This window comes from Shewanella fidelis ATCC BAA-318 (assembly GCF_000518605.1).
In the GTDB taxonomy this organism is placed as follows: domain Bacteria; phylum Pseudomonadota; class Gammaproteobacteria; order Enterobacterales; family Shewanellaceae; genus Shewanella; species Shewanella fidelis.
Genome location: NZ_KI912458.1, coordinates 93,316 through 118,839, shown reverse-complemented (window position 1 = coordinate 118,839; position 25,524 = coordinate 93,316). Strand labels below are relative to the sequence as shown.

21 protein-coding genes are annotated in these 25,524 nt (G+C 43.6%); 2 read left to right on the top strand and 19 right to left on the bottom strand.

All coding sequences use genetic code 11. The features are described 5' to 3' along the window. Positions 1-188 precede the first annotated feature (188 nt). Positions 189-1,313: a patatin-like phospholipase family protein gene (locus L884_RS0114005; protein WP_028768082.1), complete on the top strand. Its 1,125-nt coding sequence runs from the start codon at positions 189-191 to the stop codon at positions 1,311-1,313. Between the two features lie 2 nt (positions 1,314-1,315). Here L884_RS0114005 and L884_RS0114000 read toward each other — a convergent pair whose 3' ends face one another. Continuing rightward, complete coding sequence (locus L884_RS0114000) at positions 1,316-2,032, bottom strand: SGNH/GDSL hydrolase family protein (RefSeq protein ID WP_037410977.1); 717 nt, start codon at positions 2,030-2,032, stop codon at positions 1,316-1,318. A 37-nt stretch (positions 2,033-2,069) separates the two neighbouring features. Next, positions 2,070-4,019 (bottom strand): monovalent cation:proton antiporter family protein, encoded by a 1,950-nt coding sequence (locus L884_RS0113995; protein ID WP_028768080.1) that lies wholly within the window; start codon positions 4,017-4,019, stop codon positions 2,070-2,072. Positions 4,020-4,224: 205 nt separating this feature from the next. On the opposite strand from L884_RS0113995, the gene dgcS reads away from it, so the two are divergent. Then, a complete protein-coding gene (gene dgcS / locus L884_RS0113990) occupies positions 4,225-5,133 on the top strand; it encodes a diguanylate cyclase DgcS (protein ID WP_028768079.1) in 909 nt (302 codons plus the stop codon). 58 nt (positions 5,134-5,191) lie between these two features. Here dgcS and tilS read toward each other — a convergent pair whose 3' ends face one another. The 17 genes from tilS to rpsB all read right to left on the bottom strand — a co-directional run bounded on the left by tilS (position 5,192) and on the right by rpsB (position 25,233). Then, complete coding sequence (gene tilS, locus L884_RS22120) at positions 5,192-6,673, bottom strand: tRNA lysidine(34) synthetase TilS (protein WP_084221443.1); 1,482 nt, start codon at positions 6,671-6,673, stop codon at positions 5,192-5,194. Between the two features lie 17 nt (positions 6,674-6,690). Continuing rightward, positions 6,691-10,161, bottom strand: a complete 3,471-nt coding sequence (dnaE, locus tag L884_RS0113980) for a DNA polymerase III subunit alpha (protein ID WP_028768078.1) — start codon at positions 10,159-10,161, stop codon at positions 6,691-6,693. A 200-nt stretch (positions 10,162-10,361) separates the two neighbouring features. Beyond that, entirely contained in the window at positions 10,362-10,979 is a 618-nt protein-coding gene (rnhB, locus tag L884_RS0113975; RefSeq protein ID WP_028768077.1) for a ribonuclease HII, read from the bottom strand. Further along, on the bottom strand, positions 10,979-12,130 hold the full coding sequence (gene lpxB / locus L884_RS0113970) for a lipid-A-disaccharide synthase (RefSeq protein WP_028768076.1): 1,152 nt from the start codon (positions 12,128-12,130) through the stop codon (positions 10,979-10,981). The genes rnhB and lpxB overlap by 1 nt, the downstream gene beginning before the upstream one ends. A gap of 67 nt (positions 12,131-12,197) precedes the next feature. Beyond that, positions 12,198-12,968: an acyl-ACP--UDP-N-acetylglucosamine O-acyltransferase gene (gene lpxA / locus L884_RS0113965; protein WP_028768075.1), complete on the bottom strand. Its 771-nt coding sequence runs from the start codon at positions 12,966-12,968 to the stop codon at positions 12,198-12,200. Then, the gene (gene fabZ, locus L884_RS0113960) at positions 12,965-13,426 is read right to left on the bottom strand and encodes a 3-hydroxyacyl-ACP dehydratase FabZ (protein ID WP_028768074.1); all 462 of its coding nucleotides are present in this window, start codon (positions 13,424-13,426) and stop codon (positions 12,965-12,967) included. The genes lpxA and fabZ overlap by 4 nt, the downstream gene beginning before the upstream one ends. A 32-nt stretch (positions 13,427-13,458) precedes the next feature. After that, positions 13,459-14,475 carry a UDP-3-O-(3-hydroxymyristoyl)glucosamine N-acyltransferase gene (gene lpxD / locus L884_RS0113955; protein WP_028768073.1) on the bottom strand — a complete coding sequence of 339 codons (1,017 nt, stop codon included), beginning with the start codon at positions 14,473-14,475 and terminating at the stop codon, positions 13,459-13,461. 4 nt (positions 14,476-14,479) lie between these two features. Further along, the gene (locus L884_RS0113950; RefSeq protein WP_037410975.1) at positions 14,480-14,977 is read right to left on the bottom strand and encodes an OmpH/Skp family outer membrane protein; all 498 of its coding nucleotides are present in this window, start codon (positions 14,975-14,977) and stop codon (positions 14,480-14,482) included. Between the two features lie 59 nt (positions 14,978-15,036). Beyond that, complete coding sequence (gene bamA, locus L884_RS0113945) at positions 15,037-17,520, bottom strand: outer membrane protein assembly factor BamA (RefSeq protein ID WP_028768071.1); 2,484 nt, start codon at positions 17,518-17,520, stop codon at positions 15,037-15,039. Positions 17,521-17,551: 31 nt separating this feature from the next. After that, positions 17,552-18,919, bottom strand: a complete 1,368-nt coding sequence (rseP, locus tag L884_RS0113940) for a sigma E protease regulator RseP (RefSeq protein WP_028768070.1) — start codon at positions 18,917-18,919, stop codon at positions 17,552-17,554. A gap of 13 nt (positions 18,920-18,932) precedes the next feature. Then, on the bottom strand, positions 18,933-20,123 hold the full coding sequence (gene ispC, locus L884_RS0113935; RefSeq protein ID WP_028768069.1) for a 1-deoxy-D-xylulose-5-phosphate reductoisomerase: 1,191 nt from the start codon (positions 20,121-20,123) through the stop codon (positions 18,933-18,935). A gap of 4 nt (positions 20,124-20,127) precedes the next feature. After that, on the bottom strand, positions 20,128-20,985 hold the full coding sequence (locus L884_RS0113930; RefSeq protein ID WP_028768068.1) for a phosphatidate cytidylyltransferase: 858 nt from the start codon (positions 20,983-20,985) through the stop codon (positions 20,128-20,130). Positions 20,986-21,005: 20 nt separating this feature from the next. Then, positions 21,006-21,806 (bottom strand): polyprenyl diphosphate synthase, encoded by an 801-nt coding sequence (uppS, locus tag L884_RS0113925; protein WP_028768067.1) that lies wholly within the window; start codon positions 21,804-21,806, stop codon positions 21,006-21,008. Between the two features lie 251 nt (positions 21,807-22,057). Then, positions 22,058-22,615, bottom strand: a complete 558-nt coding sequence (frr, locus tag L884_RS0113920; protein ID WP_028768066.1) for a ribosome recycling factor — start codon at positions 22,613-22,615, stop codon at positions 22,058-22,060. Positions 22,616-22,647: 32 nt separating this feature from the next. After that, on the bottom strand, positions 22,648-23,376 hold the full coding sequence (pyrH, locus tag L884_RS0113915; RefSeq protein ID WP_028768065.1) for a UMP kinase: 729 nt from the start codon (positions 23,374-23,376) through the stop codon (positions 22,648-22,650). Between the two features lie 143 nt (positions 23,377-23,519). After that, entirely contained in the window at positions 23,520-24,371 is an 852-nt protein-coding gene (gene tsf / locus L884_RS0113910) for a translation elongation factor Ts (protein ID WP_028768064.1), read from the bottom strand. A 133-nt stretch (positions 24,372-24,504) separates the two neighbouring features. After that, positions 24,505-25,233 (bottom strand): 30S ribosomal protein S2, encoded by a 729-nt coding sequence (gene rpsB, locus L884_RS0113905; protein WP_028768063.1) that lies wholly within the window; start codon positions 25,231-25,233, stop codon positions 24,505-24,507. Between the last annotated feature and the right edge of the window lie 291 nt (positions 25,234-25,524).

Here is a 25,524-nt window from a genome sequence, read left to right as displayed (position 1 = left end):
AGCAATAACTTAATTAAAAACGCCGATCTTAGTATCGGCGTTTTTTTATGGCTAACGTTTCAACTCGCACTTTTTTTCACAATAAAATTTATGCTTTTTTCTTGAACAAGCCTATGGAGTCACATATGCTGAAATTAATACCAACATTATAAATACCTTGTATTTTTCAAACGATAAGGAGCGTCGACTTGCCACAAAAAACGGCGTTAGTACTTGGCGGAGGTGGTGCTAGGGCAGCCTATCAAATTGGCGTGCTTAAGGCGATTGTACAGTTCTACCCACGTAACCATGGTATTCCGTTTAAAATCGTCTGCGGCACTTCAGCCGGTGCAATTAATGCCACGTCATTAGCCACCCATGCTTCATGCTTTCACCTAGGCGTAAGAAAACTCGAATGGGTTTGGCGCCATATTCATGCCAAAAAAGTTTACCATGCCTCCATTGGCGGCGTATTAAAACACTTAAGTAAAATGGCGTTAAAAGGATTACAAAGCAATAGTGCATCTAATAGTGCTGCCAGCTTATTCAATAGTGATCCACTGCGACAACTGCTTAATAATCTAATCAGTTTCGAGCGCATAGACCGTAACATTAATAACGGTGCCTTAGAAGCGGTGAGTCTAGACACATCTTGTTATAACAACTCTCGCTCAGTCACCTTTTTTCAAGCAGATGCCCACATTGATAACTGGCAAAGAGCCAGACGACATGGCGTGCGCACCAGGCTTAATACTGACCACTTATTAGCAAGTGCAGCAATCCCTTTAGTGTTTCCATCAGTAAGGGTAAATCAAGAGTACTATGGCGACGGTTCAGTACATCAATTGGCGCCGTTAAGTGGCCCAATTCATCTGGGTGCTGACAAAATTATGGTGATAAATCTTGAAAGCCCACATAAAGTACAAGCTAAAGAGTTAGCCCATCATCCCAAAACAGCAACCATTGCAGGTCATTTACTCGATACCATTTTCTCTGACACCTTAAATAGCGATCTTGAAAGGCTTGAGCGAATTAATAGCACCCTTGAATTGATCCCAGAAGAAAGCCGTAATCAGCTGGCCTTGAAACGCATAGATACCTTAGTGATTAAGCCCAGTGAAGATTTAAGCGCCATGGCGTCGCGCTATTTTGATGATATGCCTTTTGCGATTAAAATGATGCTCAGAGCCCTTGGCATAAACCAGCATTCAGATTCGAGTATCGTGTCATATTTATTATTTGAGCAGGGATATTGCAGCTCGCTAATTGAGCTTGGTTATCAAGATGCGATGTGCCAAATTGATGACATCAAACGCTTCTTTGATATTAACTGACACTAAACTTGTTTATGTTGCAATATCGCTTTAGCAGCGGCTTTGCCCCAATCTTGATATATAACAGCACCAGGGTGAAAGCCGTCTGATGCCATAGCCTTGCTATCAAGTTGCTCACCAAAATCGAGTAAAGTACAGCGTGGTTCACTCGCAACATAGCGAGCTAAGTGCCGATTAAACTCTTGGCTGCGTTTACCTAAAAACCAACGCAGTGGCTGCGGCAACAGCGGAAAGTCTCCCATAGGTGGTACTCGGGTTATAATTAACCTCTGACAACCTGTTTGCTGCGTTAACAGCTCAACTAACATCCGCTGCTGCTTAATCCAAGTTTTAGCCGATAATGGGCTTAAAACATCGTTAACCCCTAACGAAACCACGACTGCGTCAAGTTGCAACTCAGGTGCTGCAAGCAATTCTTTTTGCAACATGCGCAGTGCTTTTTCTGTGTTATAACCGGATCTAGCCAACAGCTGCCAATTAACCTGATAAAGCTCAGCTAAAGACTGGCTAACAACGCCAAGTAAAGCCTTTGATTGATGCTCAACCCCAACTCCAGCTGCCGCAGAATCACCAAAAACCAGCAGTGAAAACGGTTTTCCCTGCCCAGACTGACCAGCCCTTTCTCCTTGTGCTTCAGCGAGTCTTGGCGCTGAGCGCTTGACTCGTTTACCTTGGAGTATAAATAAAGGCGCTAACACAATTAAAATGAAGTAGTGCATCAATTTTCCTTAGTCAATTCGAGTCGTCTATGCGCTATCAACCTTGCAAAAGAAAGATCTCAGCCTTTTCAATTCGTCTTGGTTTACCAAGCAGTATCAAGATATCTCCAGCCTTGATCTGCCAATCAAGCTCAGGACTTTCAACCTCGGCGCCAGCGCGTCTTACCGCTCTTAATTCCACCTTTAATTTTTGCCACGGAATATCTGCCAAGGTTTGACCAACGGCATTGGAGCCCTTGGGCAAAGCCACTGCGTGCAGCAATTCAAGGGTAAAGTCGGTTTCTGCACCCGAGAAAAAGCCATGTAAATATTGGTAATGGTTACGCCGCTCAATCTCAAGCCGTTTTAAAATGCGTGCTAATGGTACGCCACATTGATACAAGACCTGCGACACCAACATTAAACTGCCTTCTAAGGTTTCAGGGATCACTTGGCTAGCACCCGCCTCTTCTAGCGCTTCCATGCCTGAATCATCACGCGTTCTTACCAAAATATTAGCGTCTGGAGCTAACTGACGGCATAAAGGCAATACTTCCTCTAAAATTCGCTCACTGCTGAAGGTGATCACAATTAGCTTTGCGTCACGCACTTTAGCCTGCTTTAAAATACTTCTTTTCGACACATCACCAAAATATACCGGCTCGCCTGCAGCTCTTGCCTCTGAGACTCGTGTTGGATCAAGATCGAGCACTAAGTACGGAATCGCTTCGGTTTTCATAAATCTAGCAATCGTTTGCCCAACTCGGCCATAACCTAAGATCAGTACTAAATCTTCTTTAGCGTCAACAGTGACATTAAGCGACTCTTTATTATCCGCCTTAGGCTTAAGCCCTTGTAACATTCTGGCGATATCGACACTGTGGCGAACTAGCCATGGCGCTAATGCCATAGACAGCACTGCTACCATCACTAAAGTGGTGCTGGTTTTACCGTCTAACAACTGATAATTAACTGCTAATGCCAACACCACAAAACTAAATTCGCCCACTTGCGCCAAGCTTAGGGCTGTTGCGACAGAGGAACGAAAAGACTCTTTAGCAATCTTAAGCAAACCGAAAATCACCAAGGCTTTACCTAAGATCACCGCGATAAGAATAAAGATGATCTGCCACCAATATTGAGCCACCAGCTCAAAGTCGAGTAGCATGCCGATAGAGATAAAGAACAGTCCCATAAGTAGATCGCGAAATGGTCTAATATCGGCTTCTAATTGGCGACGGTACTGGCTTTCTCCCAGCAGCATACCAGCCATAAAAGCGCCCAGTGCCATAGATAAGCCTAACCACTGAGTTATTGCACCTGTTACCAGCGCAACCACTAAGGTAGATAAAACGAAGAGCTCATTTGAACGAGAGCGGGCAACTTCATCGAACAGTTTTGGTAGTGCCCATTTACCAAACGCCATCAAGGCGATAAACGCTAACACCCCTTTGAATAGAGCAAAAACCACATCATTCCACAATAATGCTTCACCGTCGCTGGCCAGCAAAGGCAGCAAAATGAGTAGCGGCACAACTGCAATATCTTGGAATAACAATACACTGACCGATAGCTCACCATGACGCCGTCTTAACCAGCCCTGCTCATTAAGCAATTTAAGTACAATTGCAGTAGAAGATAAAGCGATAGCTGATCCCACAACCACTGACTCGGTAACGCTTAAGTTGCACAGTAAAGCGATTGCCATGCTTATAATCGTTGTCACAATCACTTGGGCACTACCTAAACCGAACACGGTGCGACGCATCGCCCAAAGCCTTGGCAAAGAAAACTCAAGCCCTAAGCTAAACATGAGTAAAACAACCCCAAGCTCAGCAACAGATTGCATTTGATGTTGAGTAAACCAATGAAAACCACTCGGACCGCTAATTACCCCGGTGATTAAATAAGCCAATATCGCAGGCAACCCCGCTCGCCTCAAAATGGCGATAGACACAATGGCAATCACCAACATCAGCAAAATCTGGATCAAAAAGCTGTGTTCCATCGGTATTGTGTCCTCCTTGTTAAATCTGCACTCGTCAAAATGCCGACACTATTTTATTCCATATCGTTAACTAGAGAGTAACCTAATGACAAATAAAGACAAATATTATTACCCTCAACTATGGCGTGATTTTTGCTTTTAATTATTACAACTAAGGTTAACTCACAGTTAAAACAGTAGCGCGATATACGGGGAGAAAACAACTATGGAATTTGGCTTAGCGACCGAGTCTCTGCCTATTGAATACCGTAAGCCTATGGGCGCAGGAATAGCGACGCTACCTGAGGTTGATCTTGTCGATATTATCCAGCAACTGCATCAGCATCTTGACCCACGGTCAGTATTTGCCTGTTTCGGAAAAATCATGGGGCAACACTTGCCGCTTTATGGTATTTGCCTTGAACACAAAGGTCAGTTGTTGCATTGGGGACAACAGCAAGGCTACGCCATCGAGCAAAAACTTAGCTTCGCTGAGCGTCAATTTACCATCAACTATATGTTAAAAGCGCCATTAGTACCGTCTCAAACTCAAAGGCTAATCCAGCTACAAAAATTAGTACTGCAACCCCTATTTAATGCGCTGCAATATCAAGAAATGTCACAACAAGCCATGTATGATGCGCTGACAAAACTGGGTAATCGACACTACTATCGTGAAAGCCTTAGAAAAGAGATCGCCCGCGCCGAAAGGAACCAACAACCGTTAAGCCTTATTGCATTAGATTTAGATAACTTCAAACAACTCAATGATGATTTTGGGCATCAACTGGGAGATAACGCCCTCATTGAGTTTGCACAATTACTCAATGCTACCATCAGAGACACTGATTTGGCGTTTAGAATTGGCGGTGATGAATTCACTATTTTATTGCAGGCTGACAGCCAAGTTGCAGCGTTACTTTGCCAACGGATCTTAGATGCCCTCGCCAACCATGACTACCTCGAAAAATACCAAGTCAGCACCAGTATGGGGATCGCGCAATGGCGTACTAACGACTCAGAACAAAGCTTATATGCACGAGCTGATAATGCGCTTTACAAAGCCAAAGCTGCCGGCAGACAGTGCTTTCAAACCGATAGTAATCGAGAGGCTAACAAGATAATAATAGACTAACCATCAATAGCTAAAGCAAAGGGCGCCAGCCTATTTTGATAGTCATATCGATATTCAATTAACTGAGCTGAAAACTCAGACCTAAGCTTGTGTCACTGTTTTCAGTGTGTAAATCAGCTTGTGCAGACGTCTGCTTTGTAAAGCCCGCATCAAGCAAAAAGCGTTTTTCCACCCAATAGCCTATCGCAGCGACGAGTTCACCGTTGTAGCACAATAATGGTACCCGGCCTCGTTTCCATGGCGGCAGTTGTAACTCTTGCCACAGCTTCTTAAGTTCACGACCTTTATTTCTATAATGTGGCTGACAGCGTGTACTACCGGGTAAAGCATATACTATGGTGATCTTTTCAGAGGCGAGTGGTAATCGACATAATACTCGGTCTGAATCCGCTTGAGGTTCAAATGAACTATGCTCTTCCCCTTGCCGACGCGTCAACTCAACCAAGCTGGCAGTTAAGCTTTCCCCGCTCGGCAACTGTAACTTGCCACTGGTTAATTGCTCAATGCTAATTTCAATTGGGGCAAGCGGCTCTGCACTATTCTTTACACTGCTTAATGCAATAAAATAACCTGCTTGTTTAAACCGTCGAATTACCACATCGGCTAAGCGGATCTCAACCTTGGCATCATCTTTTGCCCTTAGTAACTGGGCAAGTATTTGCTCGCATTGCACTTTAGAAGGCGGAGCAAAGCCATGCTCATCCATAAAGCCGCGCAATAATAGCGACTGCCACGCTGCTGAGTATTGTGCTAAAACATCGAGCTTTAACACCCAATCATTAGCGGACTGCTGCTTGACTAAAGGCAATTTAGCAGCGATCTCTTCATCAAGTACTGACTGTTGTAAAGCGCATAGCTCAGCACTGCGGCTAGCCGTTGTTGCAATCGCGCTCCAGCGCTGTTTGAGCTTAGGAATGATGGCTAGGCGTAAAAAGTTACGATCGTACTTATCATCAAAATTACTTTCATCTTCGATGTGAATGATGTTGTGCTTAGCCGCATAGGCCTCTACTTGCTCTTTGCTATAGTCCAGCAATGGGCGGAGCAACCAATACTTTTGCTGTAGTCGTTGCACTTTTCCCATTGCTGCTAGACCTTTCGGCCCTAAACCACGTTTAAGTGCTAACAATACTGTTTCTAACTGATCATCTTGATGATGAGCGGTGATCAACACATCATCTTCGTTAAGCTCTTCAAGTAGTGCCTGATAACGAACCTGTCGCGCTTCAGCCTCAATACTTAAGCGCGGTGCTCGCTTTACGCTAACCTGTTTAACTTTGCACTCAAGCGCATAATTTGTGCTTTGGGCACGACAGTGGCTAGCCCAACTATCTGCGTTAGCACTTAAGCCATGATGCACATGCACCAGCAAGCATTCAAAACCGCTATGACTATTGTTGAACTGCGCCAAACCATAGGCCAACACCTCTGAATCCACACCACCACTATAGGCAAGCACCAGCTTACGCCTAGCCTGCTGCGGAGTTGGGACACTTGGTAGCTGCGCTAAACAATTTTGAATGAGAGCGTTAATATTCATGTTAGAAAATCATTAACCTAAAAAACAATCTTAACCTTGTCTGAGCCGGTCAACGACTCAAGTGCAAGCATAAGCTCATCGGTTGGATTAACTCGCCAATCATCACCTAAGGTAAACTGCGCTTGTGATTGTGGCTGCGCATAGTTAATCACTACAGGTACAGCTCCCGCTTTCCAAGGCTCAACGGCGGATTGAAATTGGTTCAACCATTGCTCATTGACTTTATCTGCTTCTAAGTCAATTTCGACAGCATGGGCAAAATGGCTACGCGCCTCCCCCATGTCGATAATGTTACGTGCAGTCATGCGGTTGCCACCGGAGAAATCATCAAAGCTCACTTCACCTTCGATGATCAAGATCCGGTCTTTTTCAAGCAAGTGATTAAACTTCTCGAACGCTTCAGTAAATAACATCACCTCTAAACGCGCACTTTTATCATCAAGGGTAACGAGCCCCATTTTTGAGCCACGTTTGGTCATCATCACTCGAGTAGCCACCACAAGCCCAGCGGCCTTCATGGTTTTACCACGATCAGTTGGATGCACATCTTTCAGTCTGCCAGAAGTGTAATGTTTCAGCTCTTTTAAATATTGATTGATCGGGTGGCCTGTTAAATAAAGGCCTAAGGTATCACGCTCACCTTCAAGCCAAACTTTATCCGGCCACGGTGTACAATCAACAAACTGCTGCTTGCTGTCTTCCGGCTCACTATTGAGTAAACCAAACATATCATGTTGACCAATCGCTTCTGCCTTGGCATGTTGATCGGCGGCTCGAATCGCTTCAGGCAAAGTAGCCATCATTGCTGCGCGGTGTGGACCTAGATTATCTAAGGCGCCGGCACATATTAGTTTTTCGATCACGCGGCGATTAAGCTTCTTTAAATCAACTCGAGCACAGAAATCAAATAGATCAATAAACGGCCCATTTTCACGGGCTTTTAGAATAGACTCGACAGGACCTTCACCAACACCTTTTACTGCGCCAATACCATAAACAATGTTTAAATCATCATCTACCGTAAACCTAAACAAACCTTTGTTTACATCTGGCGGCAGTAATGGCAAGCCCATACGCTCACATTCATCCACCAAGGTCACGATTTTATCGGTGTTATCCATATCAGCCGACATTACCGCTGCCATAAACTGTGCTGGATAATGGGTTTTTAACCATAGCGTTTGGTAAGAAACTAATGCGTATGCTGCCGAGTGGGATTTGTTAAAACCATAGCCGGCAAACTTTTCTACCAAGTCGAAGATTTTCATCGCCAACTCGCCATCGACACCGTTTTTAATCGCACCTTCTTTAAAGGTACCGCGCTGCTTTGCCATCTCCTCAGGTTTTTTCTTACCCATTGCACGACGCAACATGTCAGCGCCACCTAGGGTATAACCAGCAAGTACCTGAGCAATCTGCATCACCTGCTCTTGGTACAAAATAATACCGTAAGTTGGTGATAATAATTCTTTTAGCGACTCATGCTGATACTGCGAATCAGGATAAGATACCTCTTCACGACCATGTTTACGCTCAATAAAGTTATCAACCATGCCTGACTGTAACGGTCCGGGTCTAAATAGTGCTACCAGTGCGATCATATCTTCAAAGCAGTCTGGTTGTAGACGCTTAATCAAATCTTTCATACCGCGAGATTCAAGCTGGAATACCGCTGTCGTTTCATAGCGTTGCAACAACTTAAAGCACTTAAGATCCGTTAATGAGATCGATTCAATTCTTACTCGCTCTTCACCGTTTTTATCTTTGACGGCGTTAACCATCTGCAGTGCCCAATCAATAATAGTCAGCGTTCTTAGTCCTAAGAAGTCAAACTTAACTAGACCTGCGGTTTCAACGTCGTTTTTATCAAATTGGGTTACTGGGTTAAGGCCTTCGGTATCACAATAGATAGGCGAGAAGTCAGTAATTTTGGTTGGCGCAATAACCACGCCACCAGCATGCTTACCCGCATTTCGAGTCACCCCCTCCAAAATGCGACACATGTCGATGAGATCTTTAACTTCCTCATCAGCATCATAGGACTCTTGTAAACCCGGCTCGACTTCAAACGCTTTTGCGAGTGTCATACCTGGCTCTGCTGGGATCATTTTTGAAATGCGGTCAACAAAACCATAGGGATGCCCCAGCACACGACCTACGTCGCGAATTACCGCTTTTGCGGCCATAGTACCAAAGGTAATAATCTGCGATACCGCGTCACGACCATAAAGATCTGCAACGTGATCAATAACCTCATCACGTCTATCCATGCAGAAGTCGACGTCGAAGTCGGGCATAGATACACGTTCTGGGTTGAGGAATCGTTCGAACAGCAAGTCGTATTCAAGCGGATCCAAGTCAGTAATTTTAAGTGCGTATGCCACGAGCGAACCCGCACCCGAACCACGCCCCGGACCAATAGGAATATCGTTATCTTTACCCCACTGAATGAACTCCATTACGATGAGGAAGTAACCCGGGAATCCCATTTGGTTAATAACTTTGAGTTCAACATCAAGGCGTTCATCATACTCTGGACGGCGTTCAGCGCGAACTTCAGGATCTGGAAACAGGAACTCAAGGCGCTCTTCTAAGCCTTTTTCAGATACATCAACCAAATAATCTTCAATCGTCAGATCACCCGTTGGGAAATTAGGCAGGAAGTATTCGTGTAGACGCACCGTAACGTTACAGCGCTTCGCGATCTCAACTGTGTTTTCAATCGCTTCAGGAATATCTTCAAACAGCTCACACATCTCTTCGCTGCTTTTAAAATATTGCTGATCACTGTACTTCTTTGGCCTACGTGGATCTGCAAGGGTAAAACCATCGTAAATCGCAACCCTGATCTCATGGGCGTCAAATTGATCAGGTTTGGCAAATACCACTTGGTTAGTTGCCACAACAGGCAGATCTTTTTGCTCTGCTAGCTCGACCGCCATATGCAAATAGCGTTCTTCATCAGGTCGACCTGTACGCAAAAGTTCCAAATAATAGCGATCTGGAAAGTGAGTTTGATAGAAACTAATTAAGCTATCTACTTGCCCACGGTTCTCTTTCAGAAGCGCGCGGCCAACATCCCCATCTTTACCGCCCGACAGCAAGATCAAGCCTTCACTGTATTTTGCTAACCACTCTTGATCAATAACAGCTTTATCATTGATGTTACCACGCAGGTAAGCATCACTAATCAGCAAAGTCAGATTTGAGTATCCAGTGTTATCCATTGCCAGTGCAGTAATCGAACAAAAGTCATCAAAACCCGGTACTCGCAACCAAAAATCTGTGCCAATAATCGGCTTGATCCCTGCATCATGGCAGCCACCATAGAACTTTACTAGACCACACATATTGGTTTGATCTGTTAATGCAACAGCGGGCATTCCAAGTTCTGCCACTTTACCGATAATAGGCTTAACTTTAGAAAGTCCATCTGACATAGAAAAATCACTATGGACGCGTAAATGCACAAAACGTGGATCTGACATAATTATGGAGTATCTTTAATTTTTGATAGATGAAGACTGCTGGTCAATCTTACAGGGTAAAACATGGGCTAACAGCAAACAAGTTAAACTATTAGCCCGAGTGATAGATGTGTTAGTTTTCGCGCAAGTTAGCCTTAGTTAAACCGATTAACCACAATATAATGGTTATAGCGCTAGTTATTGAGCACTTAAGAGATGTACTAGCTTTGTTCTAACGCTTCACGCACAGGTCTAAAGCTCTTGCGGTGTTCAGGCAATACGCCATGCTCAGCTAACGCTTCAAAATGTGCTTTCGTTGGATAACCTTTGTGCTTATCAAAACCAAATTGTGGATATTGAGCTGCTAACGCATCCATTTCACGATCGCGCACAACTTTGGCAATGATAGATGCCGCACTAATGGCATCAATTAAACCGTCACCTTTTACAATTGCGTGGCTCTCAACTCCGAAGTCAGGGGTTCGATTACCATCGACAAGCACACTTGTTGGTTTCACATTGAGCCCGGCTACTGCGCGCTGCATAGCCAGCATAGTGGCGTGTAAGATATTAAGCTCATCAATCTCAGCTGGCGTTGCTGAACCGACACTGATACTTAGCGCTTTTTGCTGGATCTGCTCAAACAATAACTCACGTTTTTTCTCAGATAATTTTTTAGAATCGTTCAAGCCCTCTATCGGGTTGTTTGGATCTAAAATCACTGCGGCAGTTACCACATTACCCACTAATGGGCCACGGCCAACTTCATCAACACCGGCATAATGACCCACACAAATTTGCGCGACTTGCTCAGGAGTAATCCCCTTAATAACTGCCATTATGCTTGCTCCTCAATTAACTTAATCACCGCATCTGCTGCTCGTGCACTGGCGTCGCATTTCAGGGTTTTATGCATGTCCATAAACCGCTCATAAGTCGGAGTGAAATCATTATCCAACTGCACTGCTACTGCCTGTGCTATTTTCTCTGGTGTACAGTCTGCTTGGATCAGTTCATCAATCACATCATCATTTGCCAATAAGTTTGGCAAGGAGTAACGCTTAGTTAGCATCATCCCTTTAGCAATTCGATAGGTAATTGGGCTAACACGATAAGCAACCACCATAGGGCGCTTAACGAGCATGGCTTCTAGGGTTGCGGTACCCGAAGCTAACAAGATGCAATCAGCTGCGGCCATCACTTCACGAGACTGACCTTCTACTAAATGAATTTCAAGATCTGGCGCGTACTCTTTTAGCGCTTGCTCAAACTGTGCTCGCCTTGCTTGATTAACCAAAGGCGTCACAAATTTGATATCCGGGTAGCGCTGCTTGATTAAAGTCGCAGCCTTAACAAAGGGTTCTGCCAACATTTTTAGCTCGCCACCACGAGAACCCGGTAAAATAGCAAGATATTCAGCGTGCGGTTCTAAACCAAGTACTTGCCTTGCCTGCTGCTTATCACTAACTAGCGGAATATCGTCAGCCAGCGTGTGACCAACAAAGGTACAAGGAACTTGGTACTCGTCATAAAACGCTTTTTCAAACGGCAAAAGCGACAGTACCATATTGGTGGCCTTAGCAATTTTGAAAATACGTTTTGGTCGCCATGCCCACACAGATGGACTAACGTAATGCACCGTTTTGATGCCTTTAGCTTTTAACTTTAATTCCAGCCCGATATTAAAATCAGGGGCGTCAATTCCGATAAAACAATCTGGTTGTAAAGCAGTGATCTCATCTACGAGTGTAGCGCGGACTTTTAACAGTCGTGGTAGCCGTGATAACACCTCGACAATCCCCATAACAGCGAGTTCTTCATAAGAGAAGATTGACTCAAAGCCTAAGGCGTCCATACGTGGCCCACCTATGCCAACGAACCGAGCATCAGGGTACTGTTTCTGCAGTGCCTTGATTAGACCTGCTCCTAAAATGTCACCGGAGATCTCTCCAGCAACCATAGCAAAAACACGAGGATTGTTTGAACTCATAAAGTAAAGTCTATTATTGAAAGGTGGGAAACAAAGAACCCGCTTTTACACGGGTTCGATAATTGACTTAGCGGATAATGCCCCGTTGGGAGGAGGCTACAAACTCAATTAGCATTTGAACCTGTTCATCATCAACTGCAGCTTCTTTAAGCTGCTCAATCGCTTCGGCAACAGTTAAGCTACTGCGATATAGGGTTTTATATGCACGGCGCACTGAAAGCTGAGATTCTTTTGAAAAACCTCGACGCTTAAGGCCTTCAATATTTAAACCGCGTGGGATAGCTGGCGAACCTGACGCCATCACAAATGGCGGAACATCGTTCAATATCAGTGAACTACCCGCTGTAAACGCGTGAGCACCAATATGCACAAACTGATGCACACCAGTCATGCCGCCTAAAATAGCCCAGTCACCAACGTGCACATGGCCAGCAATTGATGCGTTGTTTGCCATAATCACGTTGTTACCAACAACACAGTCATGGGCAATATGTACATATGCCATAAACAGGTTATTTGAGCCAATACGCGTTTCCCACTCATCTTGAGTGGTACCACGGTGAATGGTTACCGACTCACGGATAACGTTATTATCACCAATAATCAGACGAGTTGGTTCACCTGCATATTTTTTATCTTGGCAGTCTTCACCCACTGAAGCAAATTGGTAGAACTTGTTGCCTTTACCAATAACAGTTGGACCTTTCACCACAACGTGTGAGCTAAACCAACAATCGTCACCAATCTCAACATCCGCACCAATGTATGTCCAAGGACCAATTGTTACGTTTTTGCCAATTTTGGCATCAGGATGGATATAAGCTAATTTATCTATCACTTAGAAATCTCTCTACGTGCACACATGATTTCTGCTGAACAAACAACCTCGCCATCCACTTTTGCAACGCCAGTAAACACGCCAATCCCGCGGCGCTCTTTAATCATCTGTACTTCAAAATGAAGTTGATCACCTGGCTCAACAACGCGCTTAAAGCGAGCGTTATCAATACCAGCAAAATAATAAAGCACATCATTAGATGGCTCTGTGCTCATGGTTTTAAACGCTAGAAGGCCGGTAGCTTGCGCCATAGCTTCTAAGATCAACACACCAGGCATCACAGGTTGAACCGGGAAATGTCCCTGGAAAAATGGCTCATTAATCGTGACGTTTTTGATAGCATGTAATGATTCACCTGGAGTGAAATCTAAAACTCTATCGATCAATAAAAATGGATACCTATGAGGTAAAAATTTTAAGATCTCTTTAATATCCATTGTATTCAATTGATTTGACACAAAACTTTCCTTTCTCTGCTTAAAGCAGTTATTTACTTTACGTTATTTTCCAAAGCTTTTACGCGTTGGAATAGCGTATCTAGCTGTCTAAAACGAACTGTATTCTTGCGCCATAGCTTGTTATCCATTGCAACCGTAGCAGATGAGTAAACACCCGGTTCGCGAATAAGGCCAGTAACATTAGTACTTCCGCTGATGTGTACACCGTCACAAATACTCAAATGTCCTGAGATTGCGCAGTTACCACCAATAATACAGTGCTTACCAATAGTGACACTACCAGCAACAACCGTACTACCTGCAATCGCAGTGTTAGCACCAATGATATCGTTATGCGCGATTTGAACTTGGTTATCTAAAATAACACCGTCATGGATTTCAGTGTGCTCAATTGCACCACGATCAACAGTAGTATTTGCACCAATTTCGACACGGTCGCCAATACGAACACCACCAGTTTGTGGGATCTTAATCCATTGACCACGCTCATTGGCATAACCAAAACCATCTGATCCTAAAACAGCACCAGAGTGAATAATACAGTCTTGGCCTAAATGCACATTATGATAAATAGTCACATTGGCCCATAAGCGTGTGTTAGAGCCAATGACACTGTCTTGACCGACAACGCAGCCAGCACCTACTTGCACACCATTGCCTAAAATAACGTTTTCACCAATCACTGCATTAGCACCGATAGCTACATCATCACCTAGCATAGCAGATGCTGCTATTTGTGCTGATGGGTGGATGCTGTCTGCTGCTTTTGGTGTTGTATCAAGAAATTGTGCAATGCGTGCGAAACCCACATATGGGTCGTTTAGTACGATCGCATTGCCTACAAAATCTTCAGCATCTTTTGGCGTCATTAAGATCGCAGACGCAGCTGAACTTGTCAGCTGCGAACGATACTTAGAATTAGCCAAGAAAGAGATTTGACCAGAACCTGCACCATCTAAGGTGCCAACAGCTGAAATCTCAACTGTTTCGTCACCTTTGATGTCTGCATTTAAATGGTCAGCCAATACTCTTAATGTATAGCTTTTCATCTAATTAGTTGCCTTTACCTAAAGCTTCAACCACTTTGTTACTGATGTCAGCACTTGGCTTAACATAGATAACTGCACCACGTTGAAGCACCATGTCATATTGCTCTTTTTCAGCAATAGAATTGATTGTCTTTTGAACTTGCAATAACAGTTTGTTTTGCTCTTCGCCGTTACGACGACGCATATCTTCATCTAGCGCTTTGCCCTTTAATTGTAGCTCAGCTTTCATAGATTCCATTTTTCGAACCATTTCAGTCTTTTGAGACTCGCTCATCAAGGCTGCATCACGTTGCTGCTTTTCTAGCAGACCACGAAGCTCTTCCTGCATTTTTTGCACAGCAGCAACACGATCACCAAATTCAGCCTTCAACGTTTCGTTTACCTGTTCACGCTGTGGTAACTGCTCAAATACTGCTTGCATATCAACAACTGCGATTTTTTCAGCATGCGCCGCTAAAGGTGCACCTAAAAGAACCAAAACCATCATTGCGCGATTTAACATCTTATTCAAAACAAACTCCTTTATCTCAGCAAAACTTGCCGACTTTTATAAACTGATTTTTAGAAAGTTTTACCAATATTAAACGAGAAGATCTCTGTTTCATCATCCTCGTATTCCTTAATTGGCCATGCAAGGCTAAATACCATAGGTCCCATCGGCGATAGCCATTGCACGCTCATACCCCAAGAGGCACGAATACGGCCCGGATCGCTATAATCTTGCAGTTTATCAAACTCTTCAACAGGAAGATAACGATACGAATCGTAGTCAAACTCAGTATCCCATACGTTACCTGCGTCAACGAAGAAACTGGTACGTACAGAATTTGTATAAGCCTCATCCAAGAATGGTGTTGGCACAATCAATTCTAAACTGGCTGTTGCGATAGCATTACCACCAATAGAGCGACCCGAACTCACCTGAATTTGGTTAGGATCCCCAGGTAAGCTACATCCATCTCCTGAAGGATCAGGCGAACATGGCTCACTGCCGCGGTATAGGTAGAATGAACGCGGACCAACAGAGTTTGATTTAAAGCCACGTAATGAACTGCTACCACCAGAATAATAGTTTTCCCAGAACGGTAAGATTTGATCATTATCGTTGAATTGACCATAGCCATTACCATAACCAAGACGACCGCGGGCTAACACAACAAAACTGTGTTTACGGTCAATTGGGAAGTAAAAGTTAGTATCAAAGTCAGCTTTAAAATACTGTAGATCAGAACCTGGTACCGTCATCTTACCATTTAGACGCTGTGAAGAACCGTCAGATGGGAAGGTACCTCGGTTTAAGCTACTACGTGACCAACCTAGACTGACCTCAAAGTTATCAAAGCTTAAGCCAGCGTTAGGGTCATCACTATCACGATAAATATCATAGAATCGGATCGCCTGCTCATAGGCTGAAATTTCAGAAATTTCGTTATGACGATAACCGATACCACCGTTAATACGGTTATATTCGTTGATTGGGAAACCTGAATTTAACGCGATACCGTATGAGCTGTTCTTATAGGCTTCTAAGTTTGCTTCATCGGCGTCGAACTCACTCCAATAAATACTGCCACCTAAGCTCACGCCATCTTTAGTAAAAAATGGGTCGGTATAGTTAATATTGACGTTCTTCGAGTATTTATTGGTATTTAAGTTAACACCAGCTTGGTTACCTGTACCTAAGAAGTTACTTTGCTGAACACCAAACTGTAAACTTAACCCAGACTCGGTACCGTAGCCGACACCAGCGTTAAATGAACCTGATGGCTGCTCTTTCACATTAAATGAGACGTCAACCAAATCATCAGTACCCGGTACTTGTACAGTTTCAGTATCAACCGTTTCAAAGTAACCTAGACGGTTTAGGTTAGATTTTGACAACTCAACTTGAGCAGAGTTTAGCCATGCACCTTCCATTTGACGTAGTTGACGACGCATAACTTCGTCTTTGGTTACTGTGTTACCAGAGAAGTTAATATTACGTACATAAACACGTTTACCCGGCTTAATATTGATGTTGAGGTTAACCTCTTTAGTCTCATCATCAATTTCCGGATAAGTCTTCACCTCAGGATAAGCGTAACCAAAGCGGCCTAGGTATTTACCGTACATCTCTTCAGTAAAGGTAACATCACCACCGTTATACATATCACCTGACTTCAATGGCAAAATGGCTTCTAACACCTCTTCTTTACCCATCAAGTCACCGGTTAGGTTAACTTCTTTAACCTTATATTGCTCACCTTCATCAACGTTAATGGTGATGTATAAGCCCTTACGGTCTGGTGTCATTGCAACCTGAGTTGAAGTGACATCAAAGCGAATGTAACCACGGTTTTGGTAGTAAGTTTTAATGGTTTCAAGATCAGCTTGTAACTTTTGCTTTTGGTAGCGGCGCTCACCAAATAGATCCCACCAAGCAACGTAGTCTTTAAGCTCTAACATACCGATAAGCTCAGCATCGCTAAACTCAGTATTACCCACTACGTTAATTTGACGGATTTCTGCAGCTAAACCTTCAGTAAAGGTAAATTTCAGCTCGACTCGATTTCGAGGCAGATTAATAATCTCAGCCTTAACTTTCGCGCCGTATTTACCCACACCGTAATAAAAATCCTGCAGACCTTTTTCAATGCCTGACAGCATAGTGCGATCGAGTGACTCACCAACTTTTACACCAGAGCCATCAAGACTCTCTTGTAATTGCTCATCTTTAATGTCTTTGTTACCTTCAAAGGTAACTGAGCTAATTGTTGGACGTTCAGTCACTTTGACGACAAGAACGTTGCCATCACGCAGCACTTCAATTTTTTCGAAGTTGGTTGATGCATACAAGCTTTTAATCGCTTGCTGCAGTTTTAATTGATCAACAGTATCCCCTACCTTTACAGGCAAGTTAAGCAAAGCCGCACCGAGCGCAACTCGCTGTAAACCTTCAACTTGGATATCAGCTACTTCAAAAGGCTGGAATGTTTCTGCCCAACCGTTCCCTGAAAAAGACGCTCCGACTAATAACATCGAGGCAAAAAGTTTATTCAATCTCATAGAGCACTTCTAATTATTTGTCTGTCCTTGCTCAGAGTCGGGAAAAGTCATTAAAGAGTGCAACACTCATCAACATCAGCAGCAAAGCTGCCCCAATTCTGAATCCAATTTCCTGTACCTTCTCCGGTACAGGTCTGCCTGTAATTACCTCTATGAAGTAATACAAAAGGTGTCCTCCATCGAGCACTGGCAAAGGCAATAAGTTAATAATGCCTAAGTTAACGCTAATCAATGCAAGAAAACCTAAAAAATATACCAGTCCAACGTCTGCGCTATTTCCCGCACCTTGTGCAATCGAAATAGGGCCGCTTAAATTTTTAACCGAAACGTCACCAGTAAATAACTTGCCAATCATCTTAATGCTGACAGAGACAAGTTGCCATGTTTTATCGACTGCAACCGGAAAAGATTCAAAAAATCCGTATTCTAGTTGCACTTTCATATTATCTGGCCACGGTTGAGCTGTTGGTGCAACTCCAATAACCCCCTCAAGTTTGCCGGCGGCATTTTCTCGAGATTTAGGCGTAACATCAAAACTTAGCTGCTCACCATCGCGGCGCACTGTAATACTAACAAGCTTATTAGCTGAGTTTTGAATGATTTCTACAAATCTTGGCCAATCAGTGTATTTTTCGCCATTAATAGCGACTAACGTATCACCAACTGCTAATCCTGCAAGCCCAGCGGCACCATCTTTACTCACCATAGCCAGTTCAGGTAATACTGATGGGCGGAACATACCAAGCCCAATTGCCGTAATTGGCAGTTGTTTTTCAGGATTTACCTGCCAATCCTTAGTATTGAGAATGTAGTGTTGGCCATTGTCACTGCCCTCAAGACGTTCGAGCGGTGCTAAAGTAATCTCGACTTCACTGTCACCAATATGTCCAGCAAGCGCTAAATTGACTTCTTCCCAATCTCTCACCTTTTGGCCGCCAACGGCCATCACTTGCATAGGCTCTTTAACCACAATTTGTGCTGCGGGAGTGCCTGCAATCGTTGAATCAATGACAGGTTTTATCGCCGGTACGCCAATCAAATACATGGCATAAAGCGCGACTATTGCAAACAAAAAGTTAGCAATGGGCCCAGCACTGACTATGGCAATTCGTTGCCATACGCTTTTGCGATTAAACGCTTGCTCTTTTAACTCTTCAGGTACGTCTTCTACACGCTCATCGAGCATCTTCACGTAACCGCCGAGGGGGATCATCGCAATGACATATTCAGTACCATCTTGGCCTGTTTTACGCCAAATGGCTTTACCGAAGCCAATTGAGAAACGCTCAACTTTAACGCCGCATTTACGTGCAACCCAAAAGTGACCATACTCATGGGCCGCGATCAAAATCCCTAACGCTACAACAAAGGAACCTAGGTTCCATAAAAAATCTATCATCCTTCCCTCGGGACTAATTCAGCTTGCTGATGGCTTCTAACGTATATCGACGACTTTGAGTATCTAAAGCAAGAATGTCTTCAATATTATTTAATGGATGCGTTGCCGTATTAATTAAGCTCTGTTCGTTTATTTTAGCTATATCAGTAAAACGAATCTTACCGTCTAAAAATGCTTGCACTGAAATTTCATTAGCCGCATTGACAACTGTCGTTGCCTCCTGCCCTTGTTTACACGCTTCAATTGCAAGTGCTAGGCATGGAAAACGGTTAAAGTCCGGTTCTAAGAAGCTTAACTGTCCGACTTTGAAAAAGTCTAAAGGTTCAACTCCTGAGGTAATTCTCTCTGGAAAAGACATACAATGCGCAATTGGTGTACGCATATCAGGGTTACCAAGCTGGGCAAGTACCGAACCATCGCGATACTGAACCATGGAGTGAATAACGCTTTGCGGATGAATAACAACCTTTAATTGCTCAGGAGAAGCATTAAACAACCAGCGAGCCTCGATATACTCAAGACCTTTATTCATCATGGTTGCAGAGTCTACCGAGATTTTTCGCCCCATTGACCAATTGGGATGCTTACACGCTTGCTCAGGTGTCATCGCAGGCAGCAAAGATAAATCTGAAGTCAAGAATGGTCCGCCTGAGCCGGTTAACAATATATGAGAAACGCCGGCGCCAGCTAAGTCACAGCGACCAATTTCAAGTTGAGAACGCTCAGATAGGCACTGAAAAATGGCATTATGCTCGCTATCAACTGGCAGAACTTGTGCCCCAGAGTGCTGCATTGCTTCAATAAATAATTGTCCCGACATCACCAAGGACTCTTTATTCGCTAGCAGTACTCGTTTACCTGCTTTTACCGCAGCCAATGTTGAGGGTAAACCCGCAGCACCAACAATAGCAGCCATCACAGTATCGACTTCGGCAGCACTGACTAGTGCTAACAATTCATCTTCACCGGTTGTGACTTCAATATTAAGCGAACTAGGCAATTGTGCCTTCAGTGCGGTTGCAGCTTTGCTATCAACCATATGGGCAATTTTAGGCTGATGCGCAATACAGATCTGCAGCATCTTTTCGACATTAGTATGAGCAACTAATGCGTACACTTTATATTGCTCTGGATTACACGCAACCACACTCAAGGTGCTAGCTCCAATTGAGCCTGTTGCGCCTAAAATCACCATATTTTGCATTTAGTTACATCCAAAAAGCTATATAGATTAAGGTAAATACCGGTAAGGCTGCAGTTAAACTGTCGATTCGATCCAACACGCCGCCATGCCCAGGTAAAATAGTGCCGGAGTCTTTAATTTTAGCTACGCGCTTAAACATACTTTCAGAGAGATCGCCCACTGCAGATGCGAGTGCGGTAAATAGCGTCACCGCAATCAATAAGCCAAGCTCTTGTTCCGGCGATACATACATAACACCAGCAACAATCAACATCGTTGTCAGCAAGCCGCCTAATAAACCCTCTATGGTTTTTGCAGGACTCACATTCGGCATCAGTTTACGCTTACCAAATGTTTTACCTGCAAAATAGGCTCCAGAATCCGTAGCCCATACAACTAGCATAACTAAAAATACCAATGTTGCACCGTAATAGGGTGAACCTTGTGTACCAAGTGCTTTAAGCGAGAGTAAAGAAACAAAGCAAGGGATAAGTGTTAGTTGACCAAACATGGACTTGAACATATGGCTTTTCTCCCAAAAGCTTGCACTTTTAGGGAAAGATAACACCATAACAAATGACAGGAACCACCAAAAGCCACCGATAATGATCACCGCTAAATAAATAGGGTGTAACATGCCTCGGTTCCAGATTTCATCGGCAGGTACCAATAAATTAAGAGCGGTTAGTAATACACCAATAGTAACCGTAAAACTCCATTGCGTCATTTGACAGCGACTATCAATAATACGCCCCCATTCCTTAGCGGCAATTAAAAAGACTCCCAATAGTGCCCAACAAAAATACTCTGTCGGTAAACCGAAAATGGCACCAAAAACTAAGGGGATTAACCAAATTGCTGTTATTATTCGTTGTTTTAGCAAAAAACTTCCCTCACTAATTATTACAAAGAGCGGATGCTGTCGATTTGAGTCCCTGTTAGACCAAATCGGCGTTGGCGATTTGCAAATATAGCGATCGCATCTTTAAACGCATCCTCATCAAAATCTGGCCACAGGGTGTCAGTAAAGACTAACTCTGCATATGCTGCTTGCCATAACACAAAATTACTGATGCGATAGTCACCACCAGTGCGGATCATTAAATCAACTTCAGCTTGATTTTGCATGCATAAATGTTCACTTAACGCTGCTTCGGTGAACTGACTGCTGCTCATTTCACCAGATTCAACTTTTAGCGCAAGCTTTTGGGCTGCTTGCATAATATCCCAACGGCCACCATAGTTCGCCGCCACATTCAGCACTAAATCATTATTGTCTGCGGTTTTTTCTTCTGCGGTTGCAATTTGCTTTTGCAAACGCGCTGAAAAACGGCTGGTATCGCCAATAATATTAAGGCGAACACCATTGTTGTGTAACAACTTAAGCTCACGTTGCAAAACCGTAAAAAACAGTTCCATTAACAAGCTGACTTCTTTGTCAGGTCTGCGCCAGTTTTCACTTGAGAACGCAAATAACGTTAATGACTCTATACCTAAGTTACGGGCAGTACTCACCGCTCGTCTAACGGCCTTAACACCGGCCTTATGACCCATAACACGAGGTTTTCCCTGAGCCTGTGCCCAACGTCCGTTACCATCCATAATGATAGCAACGTGTTTAGGAATAGACTGTTTCACCAAGGATGAAATCTCACTTGGTAATGTCTGAACTGCTTCAGTATCAGACTGGGAATCGATTGACATCTATTACAACCCTTAAAAATAGACAAACGCCGTGTAGTATAACTCTACACGGCGTCTGAACTCTAGGGCATGTTGACCGTTCAAGTTTAATTTTTGTTCGAGTTAGCCGCTTTTATTGCAAGGCGTGAGCTATGAAGCCTTATGCCCTCTATAAAAATATTGCTAATTCTCATTAAAATACAAAATCTGTATCTACACTAAAAAATATAAACTCACATTATCAACAGCACTACGCACTAATGAAAGTCTAATTAGAACTCCATTAGCTCCTTTTCTTTTGCAGCTAAAATTTCATCTACTAGCTTAATGTGCGCATCAGTAAGCTTTTGTACGTCATCTTCACTACGACGAACATCATCTTCTGTACACTCTTTTTCTTTTTCAAGTTCTTTAACACTTGAGTTAGCATCACGGCGTACGTTACGGATTGCAATACGACCGTTTTCAGCTTCAGCACGCACAACTTTAATTAAGTCTTTACGACGCTCTTCAGTCAATGCTGGTAACGGAATACGAATAGTCGCGCCAGCTGACATTGGGTTAAGACCCAAATCTGAGCTCATGATTGCTTTTTCAACTGCGGCAATCATCGTACGGTCAAACACAGATACTGTTAACGTACGCGCATCACCAATAGAGATGCTAGCTACTTGCTTAAGCGGAGTCAGCGAGCCGTAGTAAGGTACTTGGATGGTATCTAATAAGCTTGGGTGTGCACGGCCTGTACGAACTTTAGCCATTTGAGTTTTGGTAGACTCAACACACTTTTCCATGCGAACTTTCGCATCACTTTTGATTTCGTTTATCACGTTATATGTCCTTTTAAGTCACTAAATATAGCTTAGTCAGCTTTAATCAAGGTGCCTTCTTGCTCGCCCATGATCACTCGGCGCAATGCACCTGGCTTATTCATGTTAAATACTAGCAATGGCATATTATGGTCTCTGGCCAAAGTGAATGCAGCCAAATCCATTACTTTCAATTCTTTTTCGAGTACTTCGTTGTACCCCATAACATCGTACTTGACGGCTTCAGGATTCTTAAATGGATCATCTGAATAAACACCATCAACTTTTGTGCCTTTAATCACAACTTCTGCTTCGATCTCAATACCACGTAAACACGCAGCAGAGTCAGTTGTACAGAACGGGTTACCTGTACCAGCAGCAAAAATAACAACACGGCCAGATTTAAGCAAACTAATTGCTTCAGCCCAGTTGTAGTCATCACAAACGCCTTTAAGCGGAATGGCTGACATCAAACGCGCATTTACATATGCACGGTGCAATGAATCACGCATTGCCAAACCGTTCATCACGGTCGCCAACATGCCCATGTGGTCACCCACAACGCGGTTCATGCCTGCATTTGCTAGGCCTTCACCTCTGAACAAGTTACCACCGCCAATGACAACACCCACTTGAATACCTAACTCTACTAGCTCTTTGATCTCCTGTCCCATACGATCAAGTACTTTAGGATCGATGCCGAAGCCTTCTTCACCCATTAGGGCTTCACCACTTAACTTTAAAAGAACACGACGAAATGCAGGTTTAGGATTGGTACTCATATTTATTAGTCCTGATTATGGCGATAGGGAGTTATATACTTAACGCATTTTCCATACAGAGCTAAGCCTGCACAAAAACCTGTTGAGTATATACGATAAGACCGCAGCAATTGCTACGGTCTTATGTTTGCTAACTAAGGAGATTAAGCCTTAGAGCTAGCAGCGATTTGTGCAGCTACTTCAGCAGCAAAATCTTCTTCTTTTCTTTCAATACCTTCACCAACTTCTAAACGGATGAAGTTAGATACTGAAGCGCCTTTCTCTTTTAGGAATTCGCCAACAGTTTTCTTTGGTTCCATGATGAAAGCTTGGCCAGTTAGAGAAACTTCGCCAGTGAACTTCTTCATACGACCGATAACCATTTTCTCAGCGATATCAGCAGGCTTACCTTCGTTCATTGCGATTTCGATTTGAAGAGTCTTTTCTTTCTCAACAACTTCTGCAGGAACGTCAGTTGGGTTTACGTACTCTGGCTTAGAAGCAGCAACGTGCATTGCAAGGTGCTTTAATGTTTCTTCGTCAGCGTCACCAGTAACAACAACACCGATACGGTCGCCGTGACGGTATTCAGCTAGGTTAGAACCATCGATGTACTCAACACGACGTACGTTGATGTTTTCACCGATCTTAGCAACTAGAGCAACACGAGTTTCTTCAAACTGCTCTTTAAGTGCTTCGATAGTAACTTTTGATGCAGCAGCAACGTCTAGAACTTCGTTAGCGAAAGCTAGGAAGTTAGAGTCTTTTGCTACGAAGTCAGTTTGGCAGTTAACTTCTACAAGAGCAGCGAAACCTTCGCCTTTCTTGATTAGAATTGTGCCTTCTGCTGCGATGTTACCTGCTTTTTTAGCAGCCTTAGCAGCACCGCTCTTACGCATGTTATCAATCGCTAGTTCGATGTCACCGTTAGTTTCAGTCAGTGCTTTTTTACAGTCCATCATGCCCGCGCCAGTGCGGTCACGAAGTTCTTTAACTTGGGCAGCAGTAATTGCCATTGCTAAATCCTCTACAGATAATTCTTCAAATTCAATAGATATAGAGCAGGGGCTAGTCACCTTTAGTCACTTCGCCCCTGCTCACCAATCATATACCTTGGTTAATAAGGGTGATGAAATTCATCAACCGTTATTATTCAGCTTCTACGAAACCGTCTTGCTCAGCTTGAACAGCTAGGTCTTGACCACGGCCAGCTTTTGCAGCAGCAGCAACAGACTGAGTGTAAAGACGGATAGAACGCATAGCGTCATCATTACCAGGAATGATGTAGTTGATACCGTCTGGAGAAGAGTTTGTATCAACAACAGCAACAACAGGAATACCTAGGTTGTTAGCTTCTTTAATAGCGATATGCTCGTGGTCAGCACCGATAACGAAAATTACGTCAGGTAGGCCAGCCATGTTCTTGATACCACCTAGAGATTTCTCTAGCTTCTCAAGTTCACGAGTACGCATTAGCGCTTCTTTCTTAGTTAGCTTGTCGAAAGTACCGTCTACAGACTGGCTTTCAAGGTCTTTTAGACGCTTGATTGATTGACGAACTGTTTTCCAGTTAGTCAACATACCACCTAACCAACGGTGATCAACGTAGTACTGGTCACAAGAAACAGCAGCTTCTTTGATAGCTTCGCTTGCAGCACGCTTAGTACCAACAAAAAGAACCTTACCTTTCTTAGATGCAACGTTGCTGATGAAAGCAAGTGCTTCGTTGAACATAGGTACAGTGTGCTCTAGGTTGATGATGTGTACACCGTTACGAGCGCCGAAGATGAATGGCTTCATCTTTGGGTTCCAGTAACGAGTCTGGTGACCGAAGTGAACACCGGCTTGTAGCATGTCGCGCATTGAAACTGTAGTCATTTTATTTACCTTAAAAATGGGGGGTTAGACCTCCACATATCCCATATCTTCGACCCGATTATGGGCACCCCGAAGAACGTGTCGATATGTGTGTGATTTAGTATTTTTCAATAGCCATGTATAATGGCCGCCATCTTAACTCGAACGAATCACCTAAAGTGACATCGGCAAGAGTCAAACATAACGGCGCGCTTTATACCATAATATGAAAAAAAGCACAAATATTTACGTCGTTTTTCATGCATAATCGTCACATTGAAAGACGACAATTTTAAGACTAAGAGACAGCAG

Coding starts and splice junctions, on each gene's coding strand:
- L884_RS0114000 (WP_037410977.1), bottom strand. CDS start 2,032: ATGCACTACTTCATTTTAATTGTGTTAGCGCCTTTATTTATACTCCAA.
- L884_RS0113995 (WP_028768080.1), bottom strand. CDS start 4,019: ATGGAACACAGCTTTTTGATCCAGATTTTGCTGATGTTGGTGATTGCC.
- dgcS (WP_028768079.1), top strand. CDS start 4,225: ATGGAATTTGGCTTAGCGACCGAGTCTCTGCCTATTGAATACCGTAAG.
- tilS (WP_084221443.1), bottom strand. CDS start 6,673: ATGAATATTAACGCTCTCATTCAAAATTGTTTAGCGCAGCTACCAAGT.
- dnaE (WP_028768078.1), bottom strand. CDS start 10,161: ATGTCAGATCCACGTTTTGTGCATTTACGCGTCCATAGTGATTTTTCT.
- rnhB (WP_028768077.1), bottom strand. CDS start 10,979: ATGGCAGTTATTAAGGGGATTACTCCTGAGCAAGTCGCGCAAATTTGT.
- lpxB (WP_028768076.1), bottom strand. CDS start 12,130: ATGAGTTCAAACAATCCTCGTGTTTTTGCTATGGTTGCTGGAGAGATC.
- lpxD (WP_028768073.1), bottom strand. CDS start 14,475: ATGAAAAGCTATACATTAAGAGTATTGGCTGACCATTTAAATGCAGAC.
- L884_RS0113950 (WP_037410975.1), bottom strand. CDS start 14,977: ATGTTAAATCGCGCAATGATGGTTTTGGTTCTTTTAGGTGCACCTTTA.
- bamA (WP_028768071.1), bottom strand. CDS start 17,520: ATGAGATTGAATAAACTTTTTGCCTCGATGTTATTAGTCGGAGCGTCT.
- rseP (WP_028768070.1), bottom strand. CDS start 18,919: ATGATAGATTTTTTATGGAACCTAGGTTCCTTTGTTGTAGCGTTAGGG.
- ispC (WP_028768069.1), bottom strand. CDS start 20,123: ATGCAAAATATGGTGATTTTAGGCGCAACAGGCTCAATTGGAGCTAGC.
- uppS (WP_028768067.1), bottom strand. CDS start 21,806: ATGTCAATCGATTCCCAGTCTGATACTGAAGCAGTTCAGACATTACCA.
- pyrH (WP_028768065.1), bottom strand. CDS start 23,376: ATGAGTACCAATCCTAAACCTGCATTTCGTCGTGTTCTTTTAAAGTTA.
- tsf (WP_028768064.1), bottom strand. CDS start 24,371: ATGGCAATTACTGCTGCCCAAGTTAAAGAACTTCGTGACCGCACTGGC.
- rpsB (WP_028768063.1), bottom strand. CDS start 25,233: ATGACTACAGTTTCAATGCGCGACATGCTACAAGCCGGTGTTCACTTC.